The 22,416-nt window shown below is 61.5% G+C and carries 22 protein-coding genes and 1 tRNA gene; 15 read left to right on the top strand and 8 right to left on the bottom strand.

Features of this window, described 5'->3' with window-relative positions:
• The first annotated feature begins 65 nt into the window (after window positions 1–65).
• From NKH02_RS07890 to NKH02_RS07825, 14 genes are all read left to right on the top strand, one after another.
• Window positions 66–1,007 carry an alpha-E domain-containing protein gene (locus tag NKH02_RS07890; RefSeq protein ID WP_352871761.1) on the top strand — a complete coding sequence of 314 codons (942 nt, stop codon included), beginning with the start codon at window positions 66–68 and terminating at the stop codon, window positions 1,005–1,007.
• Window positions 1,008–1,057: 50 nt separating this feature from the next.
• Entirely contained in the window at window positions 1,058–1,852 is a 795-nt protein-coding gene (locus NKH02_RS07885) for a transglutaminase family protein (RefSeq protein WP_352877703.1), read from the top strand.
• A 32-nt stretch (window positions 1,853–1,884) separates the two neighbouring features.
• Window positions 1,885–2,616 carry a proteasome-type protease gene (locus tag NKH02_RS07880; RefSeq protein ID WP_352871764.1) on the top strand — a complete coding sequence of 244 codons (732 nt, stop codon included), beginning with the start codon at window positions 1,885–1,887 and terminating at the stop codon, window positions 2,614–2,616.
• 100 nt (window positions 2,617–2,716) lie between these two features.
• A complete protein-coding gene (locus NKH02_RS07875; protein ID WP_352877701.1) occupies window positions 2,717–4,129 on the top strand; it encodes a pyridoxal phosphate-dependent decarboxylase family protein in 1,413 nt (470 codons plus the stop codon).
• Window positions 4,130–4,256: 127 nt separating this feature from the next.
• Entirely contained in the window at window positions 4,257–5,024 is a 768-nt protein-coding gene (locus NKH02_RS07870; protein WP_352871767.1) for a DeoR/GlpR family DNA-binding transcription regulator, read from the top strand.
• A gap of 125 nt (window positions 5,025–5,149) precedes the next feature.
• Window positions 5,150–6,676, top strand: coding sequence for a glycerol-3-phosphate dehydrogenase (glpD, locus tag NKH02_RS07865; RefSeq protein ID WP_352877698.1), 1,527 nt, complete (start codon window positions 5,150–5,152; stop codon window positions 6,674–6,676).
• A gap of 42 nt (window positions 6,677–6,718) precedes the next feature.
• Window positions 6,719–7,798 carry an ABC transporter ATP-binding protein gene (locus NKH02_RS07860; RefSeq protein WP_352877695.1) on the top strand — a complete coding sequence of 360 codons (1,080 nt, stop codon included), beginning with the start codon at window positions 6,719–6,721 and terminating at the stop codon, window positions 7,796–7,798.
• Between the two features lie 9 nt (window positions 7,799–7,807).
• Window positions 7,808–8,890, top strand: a complete 1,083-nt coding sequence (locus NKH02_RS07855) for an ABC transporter ATP-binding protein (protein ID WP_352877692.1) — start codon at window positions 7,808–7,810, stop codon at window positions 8,888–8,890.
• The gene (locus tag NKH02_RS07850) at window positions 8,891–9,757 is read left to right on the top strand and encodes a carbohydrate ABC transporter permease (RefSeq protein WP_023759298.1); all 867 of its coding nucleotides are present in this window, start codon (window positions 8,891–8,893) and stop codon (window positions 9,755–9,757) included.
• 1 nt (window position 9,758) lies between these two features.
• Window positions 9,759–10,682, top strand: a complete 924-nt coding sequence (locus NKH02_RS07845) for a carbohydrate ABC transporter permease (protein WP_352871775.1) — start codon at window positions 9,759–9,761, stop codon at window positions 10,680–10,682.
• 67 nt (window positions 10,683–10,749) lie between these two features.
• The gene (locus NKH02_RS07840; RefSeq protein ID WP_352871777.1) at window positions 10,750–11,037 is read left to right on the top strand and encodes a DUF2160 domain-containing protein; all 288 of its coding nucleotides are present in this window, start codon (window positions 10,750–10,752) and stop codon (window positions 11,035–11,037) included.
• Between the two features lie 80 nt (window positions 11,038–11,117).
• Window positions 11,118–12,845: an ABC transporter substrate-binding protein gene (locus NKH02_RS07835; RefSeq protein WP_352627831.1), complete on the top strand. Its 1,728-nt coding sequence runs from the start codon at window positions 11,118–11,120 to the stop codon at window positions 12,843–12,845.
• A 92-nt stretch (window positions 12,846–12,937) separates the two neighbouring features.
• Window positions 12,938–14,431 (top strand): glycerol kinase GlpK, encoded by a 1,494-nt coding sequence (gene glpK / locus NKH02_RS07830; protein ID WP_352877689.1) that lies wholly within the window; start codon window positions 12,938–12,940, stop codon window positions 14,429–14,431.
• A gap of 34 nt (window positions 14,432–14,465) precedes the next feature.
• Window positions 14,466–14,942, top strand: a complete 477-nt coding sequence (locus NKH02_RS07825; RefSeq protein ID WP_352871781.1) for a DUF6882 domain-containing protein — start codon at window positions 14,466–14,468, stop codon at window positions 14,940–14,942.
• Between the two features lie 94 nt (window positions 14,943–15,036).
• Here the strand turns inward: NKH02_RS07825 and NKH02_RS07820 are convergent, their stop codons facing one another.
• Window positions 15,037–15,504, bottom strand: a complete 468-nt coding sequence (locus tag NKH02_RS07820) for a BA14K family protein (RefSeq protein ID WP_352877686.1) — start codon at window positions 15,502–15,504, stop codon at window positions 15,037–15,039.
• Window positions 15,505–15,761: 257 nt separating this feature from the next.
• Here NKH02_RS07820 and NKH02_RS07815 point away from each other — a divergent pair.
• A tRNA-Lys gene (locus NKH02_RS07815) sits at window positions 15,762–15,837 on the top strand.
• Between the two features lie 123 nt (window positions 15,838–15,960).
• On the opposite strand, the gene NKH02_RS07810 is transcribed toward NKH02_RS07815, so the two are convergent.
• The 7 genes from NKH02_RS07810 to NKH02_RS07780 form a co-directional block, all read right to left on the bottom strand.
• A complete protein-coding gene (locus tag NKH02_RS07810) occupies window positions 15,961–16,431 on the bottom strand; it encodes a nucleoside deaminase (RefSeq protein ID WP_352877683.1) in 471 nt (156 codons plus the stop codon).
• A 134-nt stretch (window positions 16,432–16,565) separates the two neighbouring features.
• Window positions 16,566–17,627, bottom strand: coding sequence for an ABC transporter ATP-binding protein (locus tag NKH02_RS07805; protein ID WP_352877680.1), 1,062 nt, complete (start codon window positions 17,625–17,627; stop codon window positions 16,566–16,568).
• A gap of 37 nt (window positions 17,628–17,664) precedes the next feature.
• Window positions 17,665–18,486, bottom strand: coding sequence for a carbohydrate ABC transporter permease (locus tag NKH02_RS07800; protein WP_352877677.1), 822 nt, complete (start codon window positions 18,484–18,486; stop codon window positions 17,665–17,667).
• The gene (locus NKH02_RS07795; protein ID WP_352877674.1) at window positions 18,487–19,425 is read right to left on the bottom strand and encodes a carbohydrate ABC transporter permease; all 939 of its coding nucleotides are present in this window, start codon (window positions 19,423–19,425) and stop codon (window positions 18,487–18,489) included.
• Window positions 19,425–20,762, bottom strand: a complete 1,338-nt coding sequence (locus NKH02_RS07790; RefSeq protein ID WP_352877672.1) for an ABC transporter substrate-binding protein — start codon at window positions 20,760–20,762, stop codon at window positions 19,425–19,427. The genes NKH02_RS07795 and NKH02_RS07790 overlap by 1 nt, the downstream gene beginning before the upstream one ends.
• Window positions 20,763–20,824: 62 nt before the next feature.
• Window positions 20,825–21,484, bottom strand: coding sequence for a GntR family transcriptional regulator (locus NKH02_RS07785; RefSeq protein ID WP_352871795.1), 660 nt, complete (start codon window positions 21,482–21,484; stop codon window positions 20,825–20,827).
• A 22-nt stretch (window positions 21,485–21,506) separates the two neighbouring features.
• On the bottom strand, window positions 21,507–22,391 hold the full coding sequence (locus NKH02_RS07780; protein WP_352871797.1) for a dihydrodipicolinate synthase family protein: 885 nt from the start codon (window positions 22,389–22,391) through the stop codon (window positions 21,507–21,509).
• Window positions 22,392–22,416 lie beyond the last annotated feature (25 nt).

Below are 22,416 nucleotides of genomic sequence, written 5' to 3'. Positions count from 1 at the left end.
GAGGTTCTACCTGTGTCGATCCACTATTCACCATTCACCATTCACCATTCACCGGCTCGCCTGACATGCTTCTCGGCCGCACCGCCAACGGGCTTTACTGGATGAACCGCTACATAGAGCGGGCCGAGAATATGGCTCGGCTGGTCGATGCCGGTCTGCGCATGGCGCTGACCCGCACCCAGAGCGCGTCGGAAGAGTGGAATTCGGTGCTGCTCAGCGCCGGCTCCGACGTCACCTTCAGCCAGAAATACTCTGACTATACCGCCGCGAATGTTGCCGACTTCCTGCTGCGCGACACGTCGAACCCGTCGAGCACGATGGCGGCGATCGAGACGGCCCGCAACAATGCCCGCATGGTGCGCACGGCGCTGACGCGCGAGACATGGGAGAGCATCAACGAAGCCTGGATGTCGCTGAAGCGGATGCTGGCAAGGCCGATCGACGAGCGCGACCTGCCCAGCGTGCTCGACGCTATCAAGCGCGAGACGGCGCTGATCCGCGGCTCGTTCTATGGCACCATGCTGCGCAACGAGATCTTCGATTTCTCGCAGCTCGGCACCTATGTCGAGCGCGCCGACAACACCGCGCGCATCCTCGACGTGAAATACTACGTGCTCTTGCCGTCGATCTCCTGGGTCGGCTCGACGCTCGACAACTACCAGTGGGAATCGATCCTGCGCTCGGTGTCGGCGCATCGCTCCTATCGCTGGGTCTACGACGCCGACTACAAGCCGACCAACATTGCCGACTATCTGATCCTCAATGTCCGCATGCCGCGTTCGCTGACCTTCTGCTATCGCTTCCTGTCGGAGCATCTGAAGTTCCTCGGCGACGATTACGGCGAACGCCATGCCTGCCACGCAACGGCCGAGAAGACGCAGACAATGTTGAGAGCCGGGTCGATCAAGGATATTTTCGATGCCGGCCTGCATGAATTCCTGGCCAATTTCATTCGCGACAACACCAAGCTCGGCGACGAGATCGCGCAGGACTACCGGTTCAATTGAGCATGACTCCGAAGTGGGACAAGATCATGCTCACAAGCGGGACATAGCGCATGCGGCTGAAGATCACCCACCGGACGGAATACCGCTACGATGCGCCGGTGCACTATCTGTTGCAGCGGCTGCGGCTGCTTCCGGTCAGCGGATCGACGCAGACCGTTCTGTCCTGGGCTCTGACCATCGAAGGCGCGCGCGAAGAGGTTCGCTTTGTCGACCATTTCGGCAACGACACCAGACTGTTGAGCGTCGAGGGCGAGCGCGACTTCATCACGGTGGAAGCATCGGGCGAAGTGGTGACGCGCGACACCGCGGGCGTTTCCGGGCCACACCAGGGTTTTACGCCGCTCTGGCTGTACAGCCATGAAACGCCATTGACGGCGATCGGCGGCGGTGTTCGCGAACTCGCCTCATCTGTCGGCAAGGGCACCGACATCGAAAGGCTGCACCGGCTGATGTCCGTCATCGGCGAGCGCGTCGCCTACACGCCCGGCACCACCAATGCAACGACGCCTGCGGAGGAAGCCTTGGCGCTCAAGACCGGTGTCTGCCAGGATCACACCCATATCTTTGCCGCCGCGGCGCGCGCCATGGGCTTTCCGGCCCGCTATGTCAGCGGCTATCTGATGCTGGACGCGACGGTCGAGCAGGCCGCAAGCCATGCCTGGGCTGAAGCGCATGTTTCGGGTCTCGGCTGGGTTGCCTTCGATGCCGCCAATGGCATTTCGCCTGACGAGCGCTATGTGAAGGTGGCAACCGGCCGCGATTACCGCGACGCCACGCCGGTGTCGGGAATTCGGCTGGGACAGGCGGAAGAAGAGCTTGCGGTCACCGTCACGGTGGAGCAGTAATCCTTCGCAAGATTGCCGCCAGAAGAGATTCCATGACTTATTGCGTTGGCCTGAAGATCGATCGCGGGCTCGTGTTCATGTCCGACACGCGCACCAATGCCGGCATGGATTCGATTTCCACCTTCCGCAAGATGCATGTCTGGGAGCAGCCGGGCGAGCGCGTCGTCGTTTTGATGTCGGCCGGCAACCTGGCGACGACGCAGGCCGTGGTCAGCCTGCTTGACGAACGCACCAAGGCAATTGCCGACCGTCATGCCACGCTTCTGGAAACGCCGTCGATGTATCAGACGGTGCGGATGGTCGGCGACACGGTCAAGGAAGTCATCGCCAGTTCGTCGCCCGCGGGCGAGAAGGCGGATTCCTACTTCAATGCCTCCTTCATCCTCGGCGGCCAGATCAAGGGCAGCGAGCCGCGCCTGTTCATGATCTATCCCGAAGGCAATTTCATCGAATCGACCGATGACACGCCTTTCTTCCAGATCGGCGAGACCAAATACGGCAAGCCGATCATCATCCGCGCCTATGAAAAGACGATGAGCTTCGCCGAGACGGTGAAACTGCTGCTGGTATCGTTCGATTCGACGTTGAAGTCGAACCTGTCCGTCGGCCTGCCGCTCGACCTGCTCTTCCTGGAGAAGGACGCTTTCAAGGTCGGGTTGAAGAAGCGGATCGCGCATGACGACCAGTATTACCGCACGATCTCGGATGGCTGGTCGAATGCGCTGAAGACGGCTTTTGCCAGCCTGCCGGATTTCCCTGGCTGAGGCGTGCCGCATACGCTGGCGGTTGCATATATTTCACGCGTTAAATAATAAGAGGCCAGCCGCGACGGATGGCGGCGAGGGATCATGTCGGGAGGACAGGATGAACAACGATGAGTTCCGGCAATGGTCGCGGCGCGCCGCCGACTGGGGCGCCGACTACCGCAGCACGCTGCGCGAGCAGCCAGTGCGGCCACTGGTCGAGCCCGGCGACATCTTTAGAAGCATAGGGGCGTCACCACCCGAAGACGCCGAACCGATGGACCAGATCTTCGCCGACTTCGAAGAGAAGATTTTGCCGGGGATGACGCATTGGCAGCATCCGCGCTTCTTCGCCTATTTCCCGGCCAATGCGGCGCCGGTCTCGGTGGTGGCGGAATATCTGGTTTCGGCGATGGCCGCGCAATGCATGCTTTGGCAGACGTCGCCAGCGGCAACCGAGCTCGAAACACGCACCGTCGATTGGATGCGCCAGGCGCTCGGCCTGCCGGAAGGGTTTTCCGGGGTGATCCAGGATTCAGCCTCGTCGGCGACGCTGGCCGCGGTGCTGACCATGCGTGAACGGGCGTTGGACTGGCAAGGCAGCAAACAAGGGTTGGCCGGGCAGGCGCGGCTGCGCATCTATTCCTCCGACCAGGTGCACACCTCCATCGATCGGGCGATCTGGATTTCCGGCATCGGCGAGGACAATCTCGTGCGCATTCCTGTCGGCGGCCGTTTTCGCGCCATGGACACGGCAGCGCTCGAGGCGGCAATCGTCGCCGACCGCGAGGCCGGTATGCAGCCGGCCGGCATCATCGCTTGCGTCGGCGGCACCAGCACTGGCGGCACGGATGATATCCTTGGCGTCGCCGCGGTGGCGCAGCGGCACGGGCTTTATCTGCATGTCGATGCTGCCTGGGCCGGCTCGGCGATGATCTGCCCGGAGTACCGGCGTTTCTGGGCTGGTGTCGAGCGGGCGGATTCCATCGTCTTCAACCCGCACAAATGGCTGGGCGCGCAGTTCGACTGCTCGATGCAGTTCATCCGCCGGCCGGAGGATCTTGTTCGCACCCTGGCGATCAAGCCTGAATTCCTGAAGACGCATGGCCGCGACGGCATCATCAACTATTCCGAATGGTCGGTGCCGCTCGGCCGGCGCTTTCGCGCGCTGAAATTGTGGTTCCTGCTGCGCGCGCATGGGCTGGAAAACCTGCGCGCAATGATCCGCAATCATGTCGCCTGGAGCGAAAGGCTTGCCGCGCGGCTGGCAAGGGAGCCGGATTTCGAGATCGTCAGCGAACCGATGCTGTCCCTGTTCTCGTTCCGGCACAAGGCAATAGCCGATGCGGAGGCGGACGAGCACAATCTGCGGCTGGTCAATGCGATCAACGATGATGGCCGCATCTACCTGACGCAGACGAGGGTCGATGGTCAGGTCGCAATCCGTTTCCAGGTCGGCCAGTTCGAAGCGACCGCCGCCGATATCGATATGGCTTTCACCGTCATCATGGAAATAGCGCGCGGTGTGGCCTGATCAGGTCCAGTCGGGATTGCGTTGGCGTTTGCCTTCGCAGTCATATACATTTCGTTAGCCGGCTTATGCCTTTTCATTGGTTTCGTTTTCGACTATAGACAAGAAAAACGAAAACGGGAGGTTGCCTATGTATCTGTCGCCACGCCATGCCGAAATCATCCAGATGGCCAAGGATCATGGTCGGGTGCTGGTCGAGGATCTGGCCACACATTTCAACGTGACGCCGCAGACCATACGCAAGGATCTCAACGACCTGTGCGACCAGAGGCTGCTTTCGCGCATCCATGGCGGCGCGTTGTTCCCGTCCGGCATCGAGAACATGGAGTACGAGGCCAGGCGCAAGATCGCCGCCGACGAGAAGGAGGCGATCGGCCGGGCGGCCGCCAGGCTGATCCCCGACAACGCCTCGCTGTTCATCAACATCGGCACCACGACAGAGTCGGTCAGCAAGGCGCTGCTCGATCACAGCGGCCTCATGGTCATCACCAATAACATCAATGTTGCCAATAGGATGCGGATATATCCGTCGATCGAGGTTGTGATTGCGGGTGGCGTTGTGCGCGGCTCCGATGGCGGCGTCGTCGGTGAAGCGGCGGTCGACTTCATCAGGCAATTCAAGGTCGACTATGCGGTGATCGGCGCCTCGGCGATCGACCATGACGGCGCCTTGCTGGACTTCGATTTCCGCGAGGTCAAAGTGGCGCAGGCGATCATCGCCAATGCAAGGCATGTCATCCTGGTTTCCGATCAGACCAAATTCGAGCGAACCGCACCGGTGCGCATCGGCCACCTGTCGCAGGTCAACACCTTCATCACCGACCGTTGCGACATCCCGTCGGTGCGCAAAATCTGCCAGGAGGCCGAGGTTCAACTGATCGAGACGTCGCTCTCCTAGGCGGTTTCAGCTTGACACCACACGCTCGTGATATTTCGTTTGACATTCGTTATGATTTCGAAATAATTCCGAGACGGTTTCGTAAAGGCCAAAAATGGTGCAATGCGAAATCGCTGGAGGAATTTGTGGAAGCATCTCCGATCCATGACATTTTCGTCATAGGCGGCGGCATCAATGGCTGCGGCATTGCCCGCGATGCTGTCGGGCGTGGCTTTTCCGTCTTCCTCGCCGAGATGAACGACCTCGCCAGCGGAACCTCCTCGGGCTCGACCAAATTGATCCATGGCGGCCTGCGCTACCTCGAATTCTACGAATTCCGCCTGGTGCGCGAGGCGCTGATGGAACGCGAGGTTCTGTGGAAGAACGCGCCGCATATCATCTGGCCGATGCGCTTCGTGCTGCCCTATGCCAAGGGCCTGCGCCCGGCCTGGCTGATCAGGCTCGGTCTCTTTCTCTACGACCATATTGGCGGGCGCAAATTGCTGCCGGCGACCAGGACGCTTGACATGGCCAGGGATCCGGCCGGCAAGCCTTTGAAACCATTGTTCAAGAAGGCTTTCGAATATTCGGACGGCTGGGTCAACGATGCGCGGCTGGTGGCGCTGAACGCGCGTGATGCCGCCGATCGCGGCGCGACGGTCCGCACCCGAACGAAAGTGATCGGCGCGCGACGCGAAAACGGGTTGTGGACGATCCGGATCGAGGACCTGCAGACCGGCAAGACCGAAGAGATCAAGGCGCGACTGCTGGTCAATGCCGCCGGGCCCTGGGTCGATCATGTGCTTTCCGGCGTCGTCGGCCTCAACGATGTGCACAATGTCCGCCTCGTGCAGGGCAGCCACATCGTCATTGCCAAGAAGTTCGACGATCCGCGCGCCTATTTCTTCCAGAACCGGGATGGCCGCATCATCTTCGCCATTCCCTACGAGGAAGAGTTCACCCTGATCGGCACCACGGACCAGGATTACCCCGGCGATCCGCATGACGTGAAGATCAGCGACACCGAGATCGATTACCTCTGCGCCGCGGCAAGCGAATATTTCGCGCAACCAGTCAAGCGCTCGGACATCGTCTGGACCTATTCGGCCGTTCGTCCGCTCTATGATGACGGTGCCTCCAAGGCGCAGGAAGCGACGCGCGACTATGTGCTCAAGGCCGATGGCGGCGAGGGCGCAGCTCCGATCGTCAATGCTTTCGGCGGCAAGATCACCACCTATCGCCGGCTGTCGGAATCGATGCTGGAAAAGATCGAGGGTTTTCTCGGCAAGCGCGGCAAGCCATGGACGGCAAACGCGCCGCTGCCGGGCGGCGATTTCCCGGCCACCGGTTTCGATGCCGAAGTGGCGAAACTAAAAACCGCCTATCCGTTTCTTGACGCGCGCCTGGCTCGCCGGCTGACAAGGCTCTACGGCACCCGCGCAAGGATGCTGCTGGGGCTGGCCAAATCGAATGCTGATCTGGGCCGCAACTTCGGCGCCGATCTTTTTGAGGCCGAGGTGCGCTATCTCGTTCAAAACGAATGGGCTGTCACCGCCGAAGATGTATTGTGGCGGCGGACCAAGCGCGGTCTGCATCTCAGCCGCGAGCAGGTGGCGGCGCTCGATGAATTCATGCACGGCATAAGCCGGCGACATGTCGCGGCCGCCGAATGAAGAGGGTTTTGAACTGATGCGGAAGGCCTGGGAGGAGGCGTCATGCTGGAACTGAGAAACGTCACCAAGACGATTGGTGCGGTCGAGCATATCCGCGACGTGTCGCTGACGCTCAAGCATGGCTCGCTCAACGTCCTGCTTGGACCCACGCTCTCCGGCAAGACCAGCCTGATGCGGCTGATGGCCGGCCTCGATGTGCCGACCTCCGGTTCGATCTGGTTCGACGGCCAGAACGTCACCGGCGTGCCGGTGCAGAAGCGCAAGATCGCCATGGTCTACCAGCAGTTCATCAACTATCCGGCGATGACCGTCTACGAGAACATCGCCTCGCCGCTCAGGGTGGCCGGCACCGATCAGGCGAAGATCGACAAGGAAGTGCGCAACGCCGCCGCGCTTCTCAAGCTGACACCTTACCTCGACCGCACGCCGCTCAGCCTGTCCGGCGGGCAGCAGCAGCGCACCGCACTGGCGCGCGCCATCGTCAAGAATGCCAGCCTGGTGCTGCTCGACGAGCCGCTCGCCAACCTCGACTACAAATTGCGCGAGGAACTGCGCGCCGAATTGCCTAGGATATTCGCCGCCACCGGCACCATCTTCGTCTATGCCACGACCGAGCCGCACGAAGCGCTGCTGCTCGGCGGCAACACGGCGACACTTTCCGAAGGACGTATCACCCAGTTCGGCCCGACAATCGACGTGTTCCGCAAGCCGGTCGATCTGGTGACGGCCAGGACTTTCGCCGACCCGCCGCTCAACACCATCGTGCTCGCCAAGAAGGGCACGGACTTTTTGCTCGAAGGCGGCGTCAAGCTGCCGGTGCCTGCCGAACTCGTCGGCATTGCCGATGCGAACTATACGGTTGGCTTCCAGCCGCACCATCTTTCGCTCGAGCGGCCCAATGCGTTGGCCGTGCCGGTGCGGGCGAAGGTCACCATCACCGAGATCACCGGGTCGGAGAGCTTCATCCATCTCGACTTCGCCGATGCGCGCTGGGTCATGCTGACCCACGGTATCCTCGATTTCGAGACTGACGCCGCGATCGACGTGTTCATCGACCCGCGTCACATCATGGTTTTCGACGGGCAAGGCCGCGCCGTAAGCGCACCGAAGCTGGCGGCATAGGAGAGCGATATGGCGCGCATCGATGTCAATCACATCCGCCACTCCTACCTGCCGAACCCGCGGACGGATGCCGATTTTGCACTCAAGGAAGTGCATCACATCTTCGAGGATGGTGGCGCCTATGCGCTGCTCGGGCCTTCGGGCTGCGGCAAAACCTCGCTGCTCAACATCATTTCGGGCCTGCTTCATCCCTCGCATGGCCGGTTGCTGTTTGACGGCAAGGACGTGACCAATTTGTCGACGCAAGAACGCAACATCGCGCAGGTGTTCCAGTTTCCCGTCATCTACGACACCATGACCGTTTACGACAACCTAGCCTTTCCGCTGCGCAATCGCGGCGTGCCGGAAGCAGATGTCGACCGTAAGGTGCGCGAGACGCTGGAGATGATCGACCTGGCGTCCTGGGCGAAGAAGAAGGCGAGGGGCCTGACCGCCGACCAGAAGCAGAAGATCTCGCTCGGCCGCGGGCTGGTGCGCTCGGATGTCAACGCCATCCTGTTCGACGAGCCGCTGACCGTCATCGATCCGCACATGAAGTGGCTGCTGCGCTCGCAATTGAAGCAGTTGCACCGCCGCTTCGGCTACACCATGGTCTATGTCACGCACGACCAGACCGAGGCGTTGACCTTCGCCGACCAGGTCGTGGTGATGTACGATGGCGGCATCGTGCAGATCGGCACGCCGGCGGAACTATTCGAACGACCGCGCCATACGTTTGTCGGTTATTTCATCGGCTCGCCCGGCATGAACGTCATGCCGGTGGCGATCGACGGCAAGACGGCGAAGCTTGGGGCGCAGCGGATCGAACTGCCGGGCGCACCCAAGGCAGCCAGTGGCGCCACAGAGCTTGGCATACGCCCCGAATATGTCCGGCTTGGCCGCGACGGCATGGCCGTACAAGTCAGCAAGATCGAGGATCTCGGCCGCCACAAGGTGGTGCGCGCGAAGCTTGAAGGCCGCGAGATCGCTGCCGTGATTGGCGAGGACGAAACCGTCCCCGCTGAACCAAAGGTGCGGTTCGACCCGGCCGGCATCAACATCTATGCCGATTCCTGGCTGGTTGAGATGGCGCGCGTCGAGATGGGGGCATAGATGGAAAAGACCTGGAACAACAAAGCCTGGTTCCTGGTGCTGCCGGTGCTGGTGCTGGTGGCGTTCTCGGCGGTCATCCCGCTGATGACGGTCGTCAACTATTCGGTGCAGGACACTTTCGGCAACAACGTCTTCTTCTGGGCCGGCACCGAGTGGTTCGAGGAACTGCTCTCTTCCAGCCGCTTCTGGGAGGCGATGGTCCGCAACCTGATCTTCTCCTTTATCATCCTCGCCATCGAAGTGCCGCTCGGCATCTTCATAGCCCTCAACATGCCCAAGAAGGGCTGGGGCGTACCGGTCTGCCTGGTGCTGATGGCACTGCCGCTGTTGATCCCGTGGAACGTCGTCGGCACCATCTGGCAGGTTTTCGGGCGCAACGACATCGGCCTGCTCGGCTATTACGTCAATGCGCTCGGCATCGACTACAACTACGTACAGGATTCGTTCGACGCCTGGGTCACCGTCATCATCATGGATGTTTGGCATTGGACCAGCCTCGTCGTGCTGCTCTGCTATGCCGGCCTAGTCTCCATTCCGGATGCCTTCTATCAGGCGGCCAAGATCGACGGTGCCTCGCGCTGGGCGGTGTTCCGCTACATCCAGTTGCCGAAGATGAACCGGGTGCTGCTGATCGCCGTGCTGCTGCGCTTCATGGACAGCTTCATGATCTACACCGAACCCTTCGTAGTGACGGGCGGCGGTCCCGGCAATTCGACGACGTTCCTGTCGATCGACCTCGTCAAGACGGCGCTCGGCCAGTTCGATCTCGGGCCGGCCGCGGCCATGTCGCTGGTCTACTTCCTCATCGTCCTTCTGCTGTCATGGGTGTTTTACACCGTGATGACCAACTACGACGCGGAGCGCTGAGATGAGCGGCGCCAACGAAAGAACGACGAGGCAGGACAGAGTGAGCGAAACGACGGCTTCGGAAGGGCTCGCCAGTGCGATGTCGCAGGACCAGATCGCGCGGCTGATGCGCCGCCGCGGCGAGGAATCGCGCTGGTGGTGGATCGTGCCGACGGTCTACATCATCGTGCTTTTGCTGCCGATCTACTGGCTCATCAATATGAGCTTCAAGACCAATGCCGAGATCGTCTCTTCACTGACGCTCTATCCGCATGCACCGACGATCGCCAATTACGTCACCATCTTCACCGATGCATCCTGGTACTCGGGCTACGTCAACTCCATCACCTATGTGGTGATGAACATGGTGATCTCGGTGGCCGCGGCGCTGCCTGCGGCCTATGCGTTCTCGCGCTACCGCTTCCTCGGTGACAAGCACCTGTTTTTCTGGCTGCTGACCAATCGCATGGCGCCGCCGGCGGTGTTTGCGCTGCCGTTCTTCCAACTCTACTCGGCCTTCGGCCTGATCGACACCCACATCGCCGTCGCGCTGGCCCATTGCCTGTTCAACGTGCCATTGGCGGTGTGGATCCTCGAAGGCTTCATGTCAGGCGTGCCGAAGGAAATCGACGAGACCGCCTATATTGACGGCTATTCGTTCCCGCGCTTCTTCGTCAGGATCTTCATGCCGCTGATCGCGAGCGGCATCGGCGTCGCCTGCTTCTTCTGCTTCATGTTCTCATGGGTGGAACTGCTGATCGCCCGCACGCTGACCACAACCGACGCCAAGCCGATCGCCGCCACCATGACCCGTACGGTTTCGGCCGCCGGCATGGACTGGGGCTTGCTCGCCGCCGCTGGTGTGCTGACGCTGATCCCCGGCGCGCTGGTCATCTGGTTTGTGCGCAACTACATCGCCAAGGGTTTCGCCCTGGGGAGGGTTTGATGAAACGAACGCAAGAGTTCGCGCGCAACACCATCGCCAAGAGTTTCGCCCCGGGGAGGATTTGATCATGAATTTCGACCTCACCTGGATGGCATGGACCTGGCCGACGGCGGCCTTCTTCGGAACCATTCTTTTGCTGCTGTGCGGCATGGCGGCGTGGGAATATGCCTCGCCGGGCGGCAATCCGCGCGTCGGCGTCCTTCGCTTCGAGACGACGCGTGGCGACCGTCTCTTCCTGTCGCTGCTCGGCAGCGCCTTTATCCATCTCGCTTGGTTGGGTTTTGTTGGATCCAACCTGTGGTGGGCTCTCGCTCTCTCCGTGGTCTACGCCGTTGGCGTGTTCCGCTACGTATAGAGGGGGAAACTGTTGGAGCGACCGCGTGCCGGCGGCCGCTCCAGATCGCGCTTGAAACCTTAAAACAGTGGAGGAAACTAATGCGACGGCAATTTTTAACATCAACGACTGCGCTTGTCCTATTGCTCGGGGTTGGCAACGCCTATGCCGGAATGGACGAGGCAAAGGCATTCCTGGACAAGGAAATCGGACCGCTTTCGACGCTCGACCGCGCCGGCCAGGAAGCCGAAATGCAATGGTTCATCGATGCCGCGAAGCCTTTCGCCGGCATGGACATCAAGGTCGTTTCGGAAACCATCGCCACGCACCAGTATGAATCGCAGGTGCTGGCGCCGGCCTTTACCGCCATCACCGGCATCAAGATCACGCATGACGTCATCCAGGAAGGCGACGTCGTCGAGAAGATCCAGACCCAGATGCAGACCGGCCAGAACCTTTATGACGGCTGGGTCAACGATTCCGACCTGATCGGCACCCACTGGCGTTACCAGCAGGTGCGCAACCTGACCGACTGGATGGCGGGCGACGGCAAGGATGTCACCAATCCGAACCTCGACCTGAAGGACTTCATCGGCACCTCGTTCACGACGGCGCCCGACAAGAAGCTCTACCAGTTGCCCGACCAGCAGTTCGCCAACCTCTACTGGTTCCGTTACGACTGGTTCAACGACGAGAAGAACAAGGCCGACTTCAAGGCCAAGTACGGCTACGACCTCGGCGTTCCGGTCAACTGGTCGGCCTATGAGGATATCGCCGAGTTCTTCACCGGCCGTGAGATCGACGGCAAGAAGGTCTATGGCCACATGGACTACGGCAAGAAGGATCCGTCGCTCGGCTGGCGGTTCACCGACGCCTGGCTGTCCATGGCCGGCAATGGCGACAAGGGTTTGCCGAACGGCTTGCCAGTCGACGAGTGGGGCATCAAGGTCGACGAGAACTCGCGACCGGTCGGCTCCTGCACGGCGCGCGGCGGTGACACCAATGGCCCGGCCGCCGTCTATTCGATCCAGAAGTATCTCGACTGGCTGAAGGCTTATGCTCCAGCCGAAGCACAAGGCATGACCTTCTCCGAATCCGGCCCGGTGCCGGCTCAGGGCGCGGTCGCGCAGCAGATCTTCTGGTACACTGCCTTCACCGCCTCGATGGTCGATGCCGGCGCAAAGGCAGTGCTGAACGACGATGGCACGCCGAAGTGGCGCATGGCACCGTCGCCGCACGGCGTCTACTGGAAGGACGGTATGAAGCTCGGCTATCAGGACGTGGGTTCCTGGACGCTGATGAAGTCGACCCCAACCGACCGCGCCAAGGCCGCCTGGCTTTACGCGCAGTTCGTCACCTCGAAGACCGTCGACGTGAAGAAGAGCCATGTCGGCTTGACCTTCATCCGCGAGAGCACGATCCACGACAAGAGCTTTACCGAACGTGCGCCCAAGCTCGGCGGTCTGATCGAGTTCTACCGTTCGCCGGCTCGCGTCCAGTGGTCGCCGACCGGCACCAACGTGCCTGACTATCCGAAGCTGGCACAGCTCTGGTGGCAAGCGATCGGCGATGCATCGTCGGGTGCCAAGACGGCGCAGGAGGCGATGGACTCGCTCTGCGGCGAGCAGGAAAAGGTGATGAGCCGTATCGAGAAGTCGGGCGTCCAGGGCGATATCGGCCCGAAGATGGCCGAAGAGCATGACCTCGCCTACTGGAACGCCGACGCGGTCAAGAAGGGCAATCTCGCTCCTCAGCTGAAGATCGAGAACGAGAAGGAAAAGCCGATCACCATCAACTACGACGAACTGGTGAAGAGCTGGCAGAAGTAGCATTGTCTATGCGGGCGTTCGCGCGCCCGTGAAATTGGGGGAGGCGGCTCGTTGCCGTCTCCCCTCTTTGCATCGAGGCGGAGGGCGCTGGAATGAGCGGTTTTGTGCTGGCAATCGACCAGGGGACGACATCGACCAGGGCGATCCTGTTCGACGGCGAGTTGAAGGTCGCGGGCAGCGGGCAGAAGGAATTCACCCAGCATTATCCGGCCTCCGGCTGGGTCGAGCACGATCCCGAGGATATCTGGGCGAGTGTCGTGTCTACAGTGAAGACGGCACTGAAGAAGGCCGGCCGAAATGCTTCCGAAGTGGCAGCAATCGGCATCACCAACCAGCGCGAGACCGTCGTCATCTGGGACAGGGCGACCGGCAAGCCGATCCACAACGCCATCGTCTGGCAAGACCGGCGCACCGCGCCGCTGTGCCAGAAACTCAAGAAGCAGGGACTGGAGAAGAAATTCACCCGCAAGACCGGCCTGCTGCTCGATCCCTATTTTTCAGGCACCAAGATCGCCTGGATGTTGGACAAGGTGAAGGGCGCCAGAAAGCGCGCTGAGCAGGGCGAACTGCTGGCCGGCACCATCGACAGCTTTTTGATCTGGCGGCTGACCGGGGGCAAGGTTCATGCCACCGACGCCACCAACGCCTCGCGCACGCTGCTCTACAACATCGCTGAGAATGCCTGGGACGAGGAGCTGCTGGCCATTCTCAACATCCCGGCAAAAATGCTTCCCGAGGTAAAGGACTGCGCCGATGATTATGGAATCACGGAGAAAAATCTCTTCGGCGCCGAGATAAAAATCCTCGGCGTGGCCGGCGACCAGCATGCCGCGACAATCGGCCAGGCCTGTTTCGAGCCGGGCATGATGAAGTCCACCTATGGCACCGGCTGTTTTGCGCTGCTCAACACCGGCAGTGACCTGGTGCGCTCGAAGAACCGGCTTTTGACCACCATTGCCTACCGGCTGAACGGAACGACGACCTATGCGCTGGAAGGCTCGATCTTCATTGCCGGTGCTGCCGTGCAGTGGCTGCGCGATGGCATCAAGGTGATCGGCAAGGCCGAGCAGAGCGGCAAATTGGCGGCCGAAGCTGATGCGACGCAAAACGTCTATCTGGTGCCCGCCTTCGTCGGACTGGGCGCACCGCACTGGGACGCCGAGGCACGCGGCGCCATTTTCGGCCTGACGCGCAATTCCGGTCCGGCGGAGTTCGCTCGCGCCGCGCTGGAAGCCGTGGCCTACCAGACGCGCGACCTGCTCGACGCCATGCGCAAGGACTGGAAGGGCGCTTCGGCCAAGACCGTGCTTCGGGTCGACGGCGGCATGGTGGCGTCCGACTGGACCATGCAGCGCCTCGCCGACATCCTCGATGCACCGGTCGACCGCCCGACCATTTTGGAGACGACGGCGTTGGGTGCCGCGTGGCTGGCCGGCTCGAAGGCAGGTGTGTGGCCGGATGCCAAGAAGTTCGCGAAAAGCTGGGCACTCGAACGAAGATTCCAGCCCGACATGGATGCCGGCATTCGCGCATCTAAGCTAGCTGGCTGGCGCGATGCTGTTCGCAGAACGCTGAGCGTGCAATAAACAGCCATGAGGTGGTGAGTGATGGGGCGAGGGGATGAAGCCAGACTGGTATCCTGCGTGGCGCGATGAGGCTATCGAACAGCTGACGGTCAAGAATGACCGCTTGGAGAAAGACTTCCGCATCGGCCACTGGTCTCGCTACGACTATGACATAGCGACCAGAAGACTTCTGTTTTCCAAGGACGGGGACGTCAAATTGACCGCAGAGGTCCAGATTGCCGGTTCCACGAGTGCTAAGTCACAGAGTTGGCTCTGGGCTTGGGCAAATTCAAATTGGCCCGACAATGTCATGATCGATGCAAAGCGGGTTCGATCCTTCGGCGAGACGAACAGCATCGACGAACTGACCCAGACTTACGCTACGGACGCGGATGATGACCTGGAAGTGCTTGGGTGGGAACTGAGCGCAGTAGCGGTTCGAATTTGCGATGCCCTTGGAGCATATCGGTCACCGAGCGCGGAAGGCGATGCGCGTTACTACATCGTCAAGAGCATCAGCTGGGCGGGCTGACGCTACATCGATACATTGAATGAAAAAGGTCCGCGCCATTGCTGGTGCGGACCTTTCAACGCGACACTATCAGCTATTTCCTCTCACCCTTGGATCAATAGGGCGAACGGCACTCCTTGCGGGGGCCGTAATTCGGCTGGAACGTGTTGTCCGAAGCGCGGTAGCTGCGATAGTGGTCGTAGCACCACTGCACATGCGCGTTGCCTTCATAGACACGATTCTTCTCATTGTTGATGATCGCGCCGGTGATCAGGGCTCCGGTGGCAAAGGCAGCCAGCGGGAACCAGTAATCCCCGTGACGGCGGTAGCCGGGGCGATATTCGCGATAGCCGCGATGGCCGTTCCAATACGCGCCGCGATCGCGGGAAAAATTGCGGTCACGCGAAAAACTGCGATTGTAGCGGTTCTTGCGCCACTCCTGGTACTGGACTATCTGCACATCCGGCACCGCGACCTGGGATTGCGGCGCATAGTTCGGTTGGGCGTTAACGGGCACCGTCTCCGCCGCAACGAATGTGGCCGAGAGCGTGGCTGCCAGCATACCCGCTGTGATTCTGTTCATTGCTCTTCTCCTCAAGGGTTTAGCGGACGTCCCTGTGCTGAGAAAACGAGTGGCATATGCAATTGTTCCCCGGACTGAATGCCGCGGCGGGCAAAAAATGGCTGAGTTCCTTGGCTGCTCTCTCACCGTCGCCGTGGCGAGCAAGTGCCGCGATGGGGCGAAGCCACCATGTTTACGAACCCTCTTTTTCCGGTTGACCGGTCGAAGCACTCTCCCTATGTTCCGCGCAATTTCGAGGGCGGCTTTTGAGCCCGCGGGAGCGCGTAGCTCAGCCGGTAGAGCAACTGACTTTTAATCAGTAGGTCATGGGTTCGAATCCCATCGCGCTCACCAAACTCAAGGAAATCCACCATAGCCAGCGGGGAGATCTTTCCCAAGCGCACGGTAGCAGCATTACGGCTCCGATCGAGCCGACGGCTGTTGCCATTGACCGGGGTTGCCGACTGGCACGAAGCGTCAGCGCTTCCAGAAATCGCGATGCGGCTCGTGCAACTCATCCTCGATTTCGGGGAAGGGGCCAAAGACCTCGATCTTTTTCTGGCCGGAGCCGAACACGGTGCGCGAGGATAGGCTCATCGTCGGGTTCTCAGGGTGATCCCCGGTCAGCGCAAGGATCTTGGTCTCATCGCACCCGTAGACCAGCCGCCCGATATTCGCCCAATACATCGTGCCGGCGCACATCGCGCACGGCTCAAAGGTCGAGACCAGCGTGCATTGCCATAGGAACTCCGGCTCGTAGGCCGCCGCGGCGCGGCGCGCGAGCTCGGTCTCGGCGTGACGCACCGTGTCGAGATTGCCTTGGCGCATGAGGATGCGGTCGTCGGGCCCGACCAGGACGGCGCCGAAGGGATGGTGCCCATGCGCCGCCGCCTCGCGCGCGACGTCACCGGCGGCGCGGAGGTGGGCGAGCATCTGATCGCGGGTCATGGCAAAATCCTGTCGCACCGGCATCCACCACCCGATGAGCGGCTCTTTGAGCCGAGATTGCTGCCAAGCGACACGACTGGCAAGAGCTAACCCGACGCTTGAGACCTTTGCGTCGGGATATCAGACCCTTGGCGCTACAGCCGCCGGCCGGTCTTGGCGTCGAACAGATGAGCACAGGCGCGGTCGATCTCGATCCGCATCTGCTCGCCCTGTTTCAGCGCAAGCCGTTCCCGGAAAAGGCAGGAGATTTCTTCGCCGGCGCAGTCGACCCGTGCGAAGATTTCCGAACCCGTGGCTTCCAGGAGCACGATGGTGCCGGCAATACCCTGGGAAGTCGTTGCTCGGATATGTTCGGGACGGATGCCGTAGATGAGTTCACCCTCGGGAATTTTTGCCAGGTTGATGTCTTCAGGCAGCGGCAGGGTCAGCCCGCCGGTGCCGCGGAAAATGCCTTCCTCGATACGGCCGGCAATGAAGTTCATGGCGGGCGAGCCGATGAAGCCGGCAACGAAGAGATTGGCCGGACGGTCATAGAGATCGAGCGGCGCGCCGATCTGCTCGACAAGCCCGTCGTGCAGCACAACGATCTTGTCGGCCATGGTCATGGCCTCGATCTGGTCATGCGTGACATAGATGGTGGTGGTGCCCAGCCGCTGGTGCAGTGCCTTGATCTCGCCGCGCATCTGGACGCGCAATTTGGCGTCGAGATTGGAGAGCGGCTCGTCGAACAGGAAGACTTGCGGGTCGCGCACGATCGCGCGGCCCATGGCTACGCGTTGGCGCTGGCCGCCGGAAAGCTGGCGCGGGTAGCGGTCGAGCAGCTTGTCCAGGCCAAGAATGCTGGCAGCCCTGCCAACGCGGCTGGCGGTGTCGGCCGGATCGGCTTTCTTGATCTTCAGGGCGAACCCCATATTGTCGGCCACGGTCATATGCGGATAAAGCGCGTAGTTCTGGAACACCATGGCGATGTTGCGGTCGCGCGCCCGCAGATTGTTGACAGTGCGGTCGCCAATGGCGATCCTGCCGCCCGAGATCGTTTCAAGTCCGGCGATCATGCGCAGCAGCGTCGACTTTCCGCAGCCCGACGGGCCGACCAGGATGACGAATTCGCCATCGGCGATATCGACGCTGACATCGTGAATGATCTTGGCCGTTCCGAAAGCTTTCTGGACGTTGTTGATTGTTACCGAAGCCATTGGGTTTCCTCGAAAAAAGTTTGATGTCGGGCGGCGTTCAGCCGCCCTTGACGGCGCCGGCGGTCAGTCCCGCGACGATCTGCCTTTGTGCGAACATGGTCAGAACCAGCACCGGCAACGTCACCACCAGCGCGGCGGCGGCGAGCGGACCCCAACTCACCTGCTCGTAGGAAAGCATGTTGTAGACGGCGACCGGCAGCGTGCGCGTTTCGCGGCTGGCGAGCACCACGCCGAAGACGAAATTGTTCCATGAGAAGATGACGGACAGGATGAAGGCGACCACGATGCCCGGCCTGGCGATGGGCAAAGCGACCAGCCGGAACACCTGCCAGGAGCTGGCGCCGTCGATGTTGGCCGCTTCCTCCAGCTCCATCGGCGTGGTCTCGAAATAGCCAATCATCACCCAGACCACGATCGGCACGGTCACCACCAGATGGATGATGATCTGCGGCCATAGCGTGCCGAGAATGCCGAACCATTGGAACAGCAGAAACAGCGGGATGAGATACGAAAGCCCCGGCGTCATGCGGGCGATCATGATGACGACCGCCGATCGCTCGGCTTTGAGCCGTGCGATGCCATAGCCGGCCGGCACGCCGAACAGCAGTGCCAGCAGCGTCGCCGTGCCGGTCACCAGAACGGAATTCCAGAGATAAAGCAGGAAGTTGTTCTCCTCGAACACTTTTGCATAGTTCGACCAGGCGAGATGTTCGGGGATCAGGATCGGCGGGTAGGCGCCGTTGTCGATCTCGAATTTCAGCGACAGCGAGATCATCCAGAGGAAGAACAGGATCGCCGGCGAGACGAAGACCAGGGCCGCGAAAAACAGCCCGATCTGGTTGAGCAGCCGTGAACTCATCTATTTGCCCTCCACGCCGATCCATTGGGAGCGCTGGCGCAACATCAAGAGGATGAAGGACAGGGCGACGATGACGATGAAGAAGACCACGGCCATGGCCGAGCCATAGCCGATGTCGTAGTAGGAGAAGGCGGTGTTGTAGAGATAGATGTTGATAGTTTCCGAGGCCGTGCCCGGTCCGCCCTGGGTCATCGCGTAGATGATGTCGAAGCTCTTCAGCGCATCGATGGTGCGAATGATCACCGCGATCATCAGGAACGGCGCGATCATCGGCAGAGTGAGGTAGCGGAACTGCTGCCAGGCATTGGCGCCATCGATCTCGGCGCTCTCGAACGGCTCGCGCGGCACGGACGCCAGGCCGCCCAGCACGATCAGCATCACCAGCGGCGTCCACTGCCAGGTCTCGACCGCGACCAGCGACGGGATGACCGCGTTGGCGTTGAAGATCCATTCCTGCGCCGGGATGCCGACCAGCGACAGAAGGTAGTTGAGGACGCCGAGCTGGGGATGAAACATCATCGTCCAGACCAGCGCCACGGCGACGGGCGTTGCCATCATCGGCATCACGAAAACGCCACGCAACAGGCCGCGCAGCGGAAACCTGGCGTCGAAGATCAGGGCGGCGATGGTGCCAAGCAGCATCGGCGCGGCAACCGAAAGGAAGGTGTAGCTCAAGGTATGGAGCAGCGATTCCCAGAAGCGTTGGTCGACCGCCAGCCGTAGATAATTCTCCATCCCGGCAAAGCTTCGCGACTGGCCGAGCGTCCAGCGGTTGACGCTCATCCACAGCGTGAAAGCCCAGGGAAAGACGATCACTGCGCCGACGACGACGAGCGCCGGAACGACGAAAGGCCAGTAGTTGGGAGCCAGCCGGATCGTCTGGCCCCCTTCGATGGCTTGCGTCGTCACCCCGGTGCGTTCTGGGGTGGTGGCGGACATCAGCCTTGCTCGCTCCTGTCAAGGACCGGCTGGAATTGTTCGGTGGCCTTCTTCAGCTCCTCCGCCGGATCGGCGCCGGCGATCAAATTGGTCAGCGCCACGCCATAGATGTCGCGGAACTCGGTGACCGGGATGATGACCGGCAGCGACAGGCGGCTGACATTGCCGGAGCCGACCACCGCGTCGAGCCAGCTCGCCGGCATGGTGACGCCTTCGCGCACTTTCGCATCTTCAAGCACCGACTTGCGGAACGGAACGCCGGCGCCCGCCTGCAGCAGGCGCGCGCCCATGACCGGCGACACTGCCCACTGGCAGAACAGATAGGCGGCCTCCTTCTTCTCGCTGGCGGCCGTCACGCCGATGCCGTCGCCGAAGGTGCCCGAGGCGTGCGCCTTGGGGCCCTTGGGCATGACGCTATAGCCGACCTTGCCGACCACCCGCGATTTTTCCGGATTTTCCATTGGCGGGGCAAAGCCCACACCGTCGAACCACATGCCGATCTTGCCTTGCAGGAAGGCGGACTGCGCTTCGGCCCAGTTGAAGCCGGTGACGCCTGGAGGCGCGGACTTGGTCATCAGCCTCTGGTAGAGGCCGGCGGCCTCGATCGCCTCGGGCGACGTCGTGCGCAGCTTCCCCTGACCATCGAGTGGTGTCATGTCGTAGCCGAGCATCAGTGACGTCCACACCGGCGTGTTGGCGTTCTTGATGCCGCGGGCGACGAAACCATAGGTCTTGGTCGACGGATCGGTCAGCGCCTCGGCCGCCGCCACCAGTTGCTCGAAGGTTTCAGGATATTTCAGGCCCTTGGCCTCGAACAGCTCTTTGTTCCAGTAGACGATCCAATAGTCGACCGAGAAAGGCAGCGAGCGCAGCACGCCCTGGCCGTCCTTGGCGAACAGCATGCCGGCATCGGCGAAATCGCTTTCGACCAGGCCGGGGTCGGTCAGGGCGGAGTCGGTGAGATAGCCTGATATGTCGGCCAGCCAGCCGCCCTTTTCGAACTGCCGCTTCTGCACATGGTAGCTCAGATGCACGACGTCGAAGCTCGGTTTGCCGGAGCTCAGCTCGATCACCGTCTTCTGGCGCTGCTGCTGCTCGGGCGTCGCCTCGGCATTGACCTTGATGCCGGTCAATTCCTCGAACTCGGCGAGATATTTTATGAGGGTGTCGCTGCGCGGGCTTTTGACCAGATTGACGTCGAGCGTCGTGCCGGCAAAGCGCTTCCAGTCGACGCCGGCGGCAAAGCCCGGGCGGACGCCAGCAATGCCGGCGGCGGCAAGTGCCGCGGTTCCTTGAAGGAGTTGCCTCCTGGTTGGGTTGAACAGATTGGACGACATTTCTTCCTCCCGGTTGCTGTCGTTGTGGATTGCGCCGCGACCGCGGCGCGGCTCATGCTTCCTCAGATTTGCAGCGCCAGCCGGCGCGCCTTGTCGATGTGCAGGCTGATCGCCTCGACCGCCTTCTGCGGATCGCGGCTCTCCAGGGCTTCGATGACCGCGAGGTGCTCGCGCATGACCGGCACGACGCGCCCGTCGATGCGAAAGCGCTCCTGATGGATCAGCCGGATCTTCACCGAATTGACTAGGTAGGCCTTGGCGATGATCTCGTTGCCCAGCGCATCGATGAAGGTGTCATGCATCGCCCAGTCGATGCTTTGGGCCTTGGCTTCCATTTCCGGCGTCGGCGCCTGCGAAAGGGCTTGCGCCAGCATCTCCTCATGTTCGCGCCGCAGGCGGGCAAGTTCCTCATCGGAGGCGCTGGCGGTGAACAGCGCCACCGCTTCGCGCTCCATGAACAGACGGAACTGAAAAGCCTCGCGGATCAGGCTGATGTCGATATGGGCGATCTGCATGCCGCGCTGCGGGATCGTCATCAAAAGCCCTTCGGCCTCGAGACGCGGCACGATTTCGCGAATGGCGCCGAGTGGCAGGCCGGTGAAGGCAACCAGTTCGCGCTGCGACACGAACTGACCCGGCAGCAGATCGCGGGCCAGCAAATGCCGCGTGAAGCTGGCATAGGCTTTTTCCCTAAGGGTGGTCGGTTCGCTGCCGTCTTCCATTTCAGCGCGTTTCCTTTGCCGGTCAGGCTGATTCCTTGGCAAACAGACTGTCATAGGCAGCGGCAAGCTGTTGGCGCCCCTGCGAAGCGATCGGCTCCAGCGGTGGGCGGACCGCCAGCCAGCGATCGTCGCCGGTCTTGCGCGCCACCATGACCTTCACCGCCGGCGTGACCGGGTATTTGAGCAATTCGAGCACAAAACGTTCTACGCGGGTATCATCGCGCCCGTCCTCGGCCATGGCGCGGATCTCGCCGGTGACGAAATTGGCCATGCCGGAAATGGCGCCTTGAGCACCAATTCGCACCGCTCGCGCCAAATGCCGCTCGTCGCCGATCAGTATCACCAGATCGCCATGGGCGCCGAGCAGGGCCTCGCTGTAGCTCCAGTCCCCACCGGAATCCTTGACCCCGGCAACGACATCCGGAAAAGCGGTGCGCAACCGGCCGATCAGGCCAAGCGAGAGCTGCACCATCGTGACCGACGGGATGTTGTAGACAAGTACGTCACGGGCGAGGGGACCAAGCGTGGTAAAAACAGTGGAAAACCAGCCGAAAAGACCATCCTCGCCGACATTCTTGAAGTAGCTCGGCGGCGCAAGCAAAATGTTGCGGGCGCCGCGCTGCAAGGCATGCAGTGCCTGTTCGGCGGCGTCTTCGGCCGCATCGACCAGCACGCCGGCAACAAGCTGATGCGGCAGGATGCCGGCAGCCAGCATGGCTTCGGTCACCGACCGCCGCTCCGAGGCGCCCACCGATGCGCCTTCGCCGGTGGTGCCGAAAAGCGTGACGCTGCCGCAGCCCTCGGCCAGGCAACGCCTGGCCTGGGCGATCATCGGCGCGATGGCGATCTGCCCGGAGGCATCAAACGGCGTGGCGAGAGCGGCTGAAAGGCCAAAGCGTGAGGTCACCGGGAAGTCTCCGAAAGGAAGTTCG

Origin of the sequence: Mesorhizobium sp. M1396 (assembly GCF_040317725.1) — a bacterium.
Lineage (GTDB): Bacteria > Pseudomonadota > Alphaproteobacteria > Rhizobiales > Rhizobiaceae > Mesorhizobium.
This window is presented reverse-complemented; position numbering and strand designations above follow the sequence as displayed.

What these genes read in the sequence shown, in the direction of transcription:
- NKH02_RS07790 (WP_352877672.1), bottom strand. Translation starts at nt 20,762, where the DNA reads ATGTCGTCCAATCTGTTCAACCCAACCAGGAGGCAACTCCTTCAAGGA.
- NKH02_RS07800 (WP_352877677.1), bottom strand. Translation starts at nt 18,486, where the DNA reads ATGAGTTCACGGCTGCTCAACCAGATCGGGCTGTTTTTCGCGGCCCTG.
- glpK (WP_352877689.1), top strand. Translation starts at nt 12,938, where the DNA reads ATGAGCGGTTTTGTGCTGGCAATCGACCAGGGGACGACATCGACCAGG.
- NKH02_RS07795 (WP_352877674.1), bottom strand. Translation starts at nt 19,425, where the DNA reads ATGTCCGCCACCACCCCAGAACGCACCGGGGTGACGACGCAAGCCATC.
- NKH02_RS07840 (WP_352871777.1), top strand. Translation starts at nt 10,750, where the DNA reads ATGAATTTCGACCTCACCTGGATGGCATGGACCTGGCCGACGGCGGCC.
- NKH02_RS07850 (WP_023759298.1), top strand. Translation starts at nt 8,891, where the DNA reads ATGGAAAAGACCTGGAACAACAAAGCCTGGTTCCTGGTGCTGCCGGTG.
- NKH02_RS07820 (WP_352877686.1), bottom strand. Translation starts at nt 15,504, where the DNA reads ATGAACAGAATCACAGCGGGTATGCTGGCAGCCACGCTCTCGGCCACA.
- NKH02_RS07860 (WP_352877695.1), top strand. Translation starts at nt 6,719, where the DNA reads ATGCTGGAACTGAGAAACGTCACCAAGACGATTGGTGCGGTCGAGCAT.
- NKH02_RS07785 (WP_352871795.1), bottom strand. Translation starts at nt 21,484, where the DNA reads ATGGAAGACGGCAGCGAACCGACCACCCTTAGGGAAAAAGCCTATGCC.
- NKH02_RS07875 (WP_352877701.1), top strand. Translation starts at nt 2,717, where the DNA reads ATGAACAACGATGAGTTCCGGCAATGGTCGCGGCGCGCCGCCGACTGG.
- NKH02_RS07835 (WP_352627831.1), top strand. Translation starts at nt 11,118, where the DNA reads ATGCGACGGCAATTTTTAACATCAACGACTGCGCTTGTCCTATTGCTC.
- NKH02_RS07825 (WP_352871781.1), top strand. Translation starts at nt 14,466, where the DNA reads ATGAAGCCAGACTGGTATCCTGCGTGGCGCGATGAGGCTATCGAACAG.
- NKH02_RS07845 (WP_352871775.1), top strand. Translation starts at nt 9,759, where the DNA reads ATGAGCGGCGCCAACGAAAGAACGACGAGGCAGGACAGAGTGAGCGAA.
- NKH02_RS07890 (WP_352871761.1), top strand. Translation starts at nt 66, where the DNA reads ATGCTTCTCGGCCGCACCGCCAACGGGCTTTACTGGATGAACCGCTAC.
- NKH02_RS07885 (WP_352877703.1), top strand. Translation starts at nt 1,058, where the DNA reads ATGCGGCTGAAGATCACCCACCGGACGGAATACCGCTACGATGCGCCG.
- NKH02_RS07855 (WP_352877692.1), top strand. Translation starts at nt 7,808, where the DNA reads ATGGCGCGCATCGATGTCAATCACATCCGCCACTCCTACCTGCCGAAC.
- NKH02_RS07805 (WP_352877680.1), bottom strand. Translation starts at nt 17,627, where the DNA reads ATGGCTTCGGTAACAATCAACAACGTCCAGAAAGCTTTCGGAACGGCC.
- NKH02_RS07870 (WP_352871767.1), top strand. Translation starts at nt 4,257, where the DNA reads ATGTATCTGTCGCCACGCCATGCCGAAATCATCCAGATGGCCAAGGAT.
- NKH02_RS07880 (WP_352871764.1), top strand. Translation starts at nt 1,885, where the DNA reads ATGACTTATTGCGTTGGCCTGAAGATCGATCGCGGGCTCGTGTTCATG.
- NKH02_RS07810 (WP_352877683.1), bottom strand. Translation starts at nt 16,431, where the DNA reads ATGACCCGCGATCAGATGCTCGCCCACCTCCGCGCCGCCGGTGACGTC.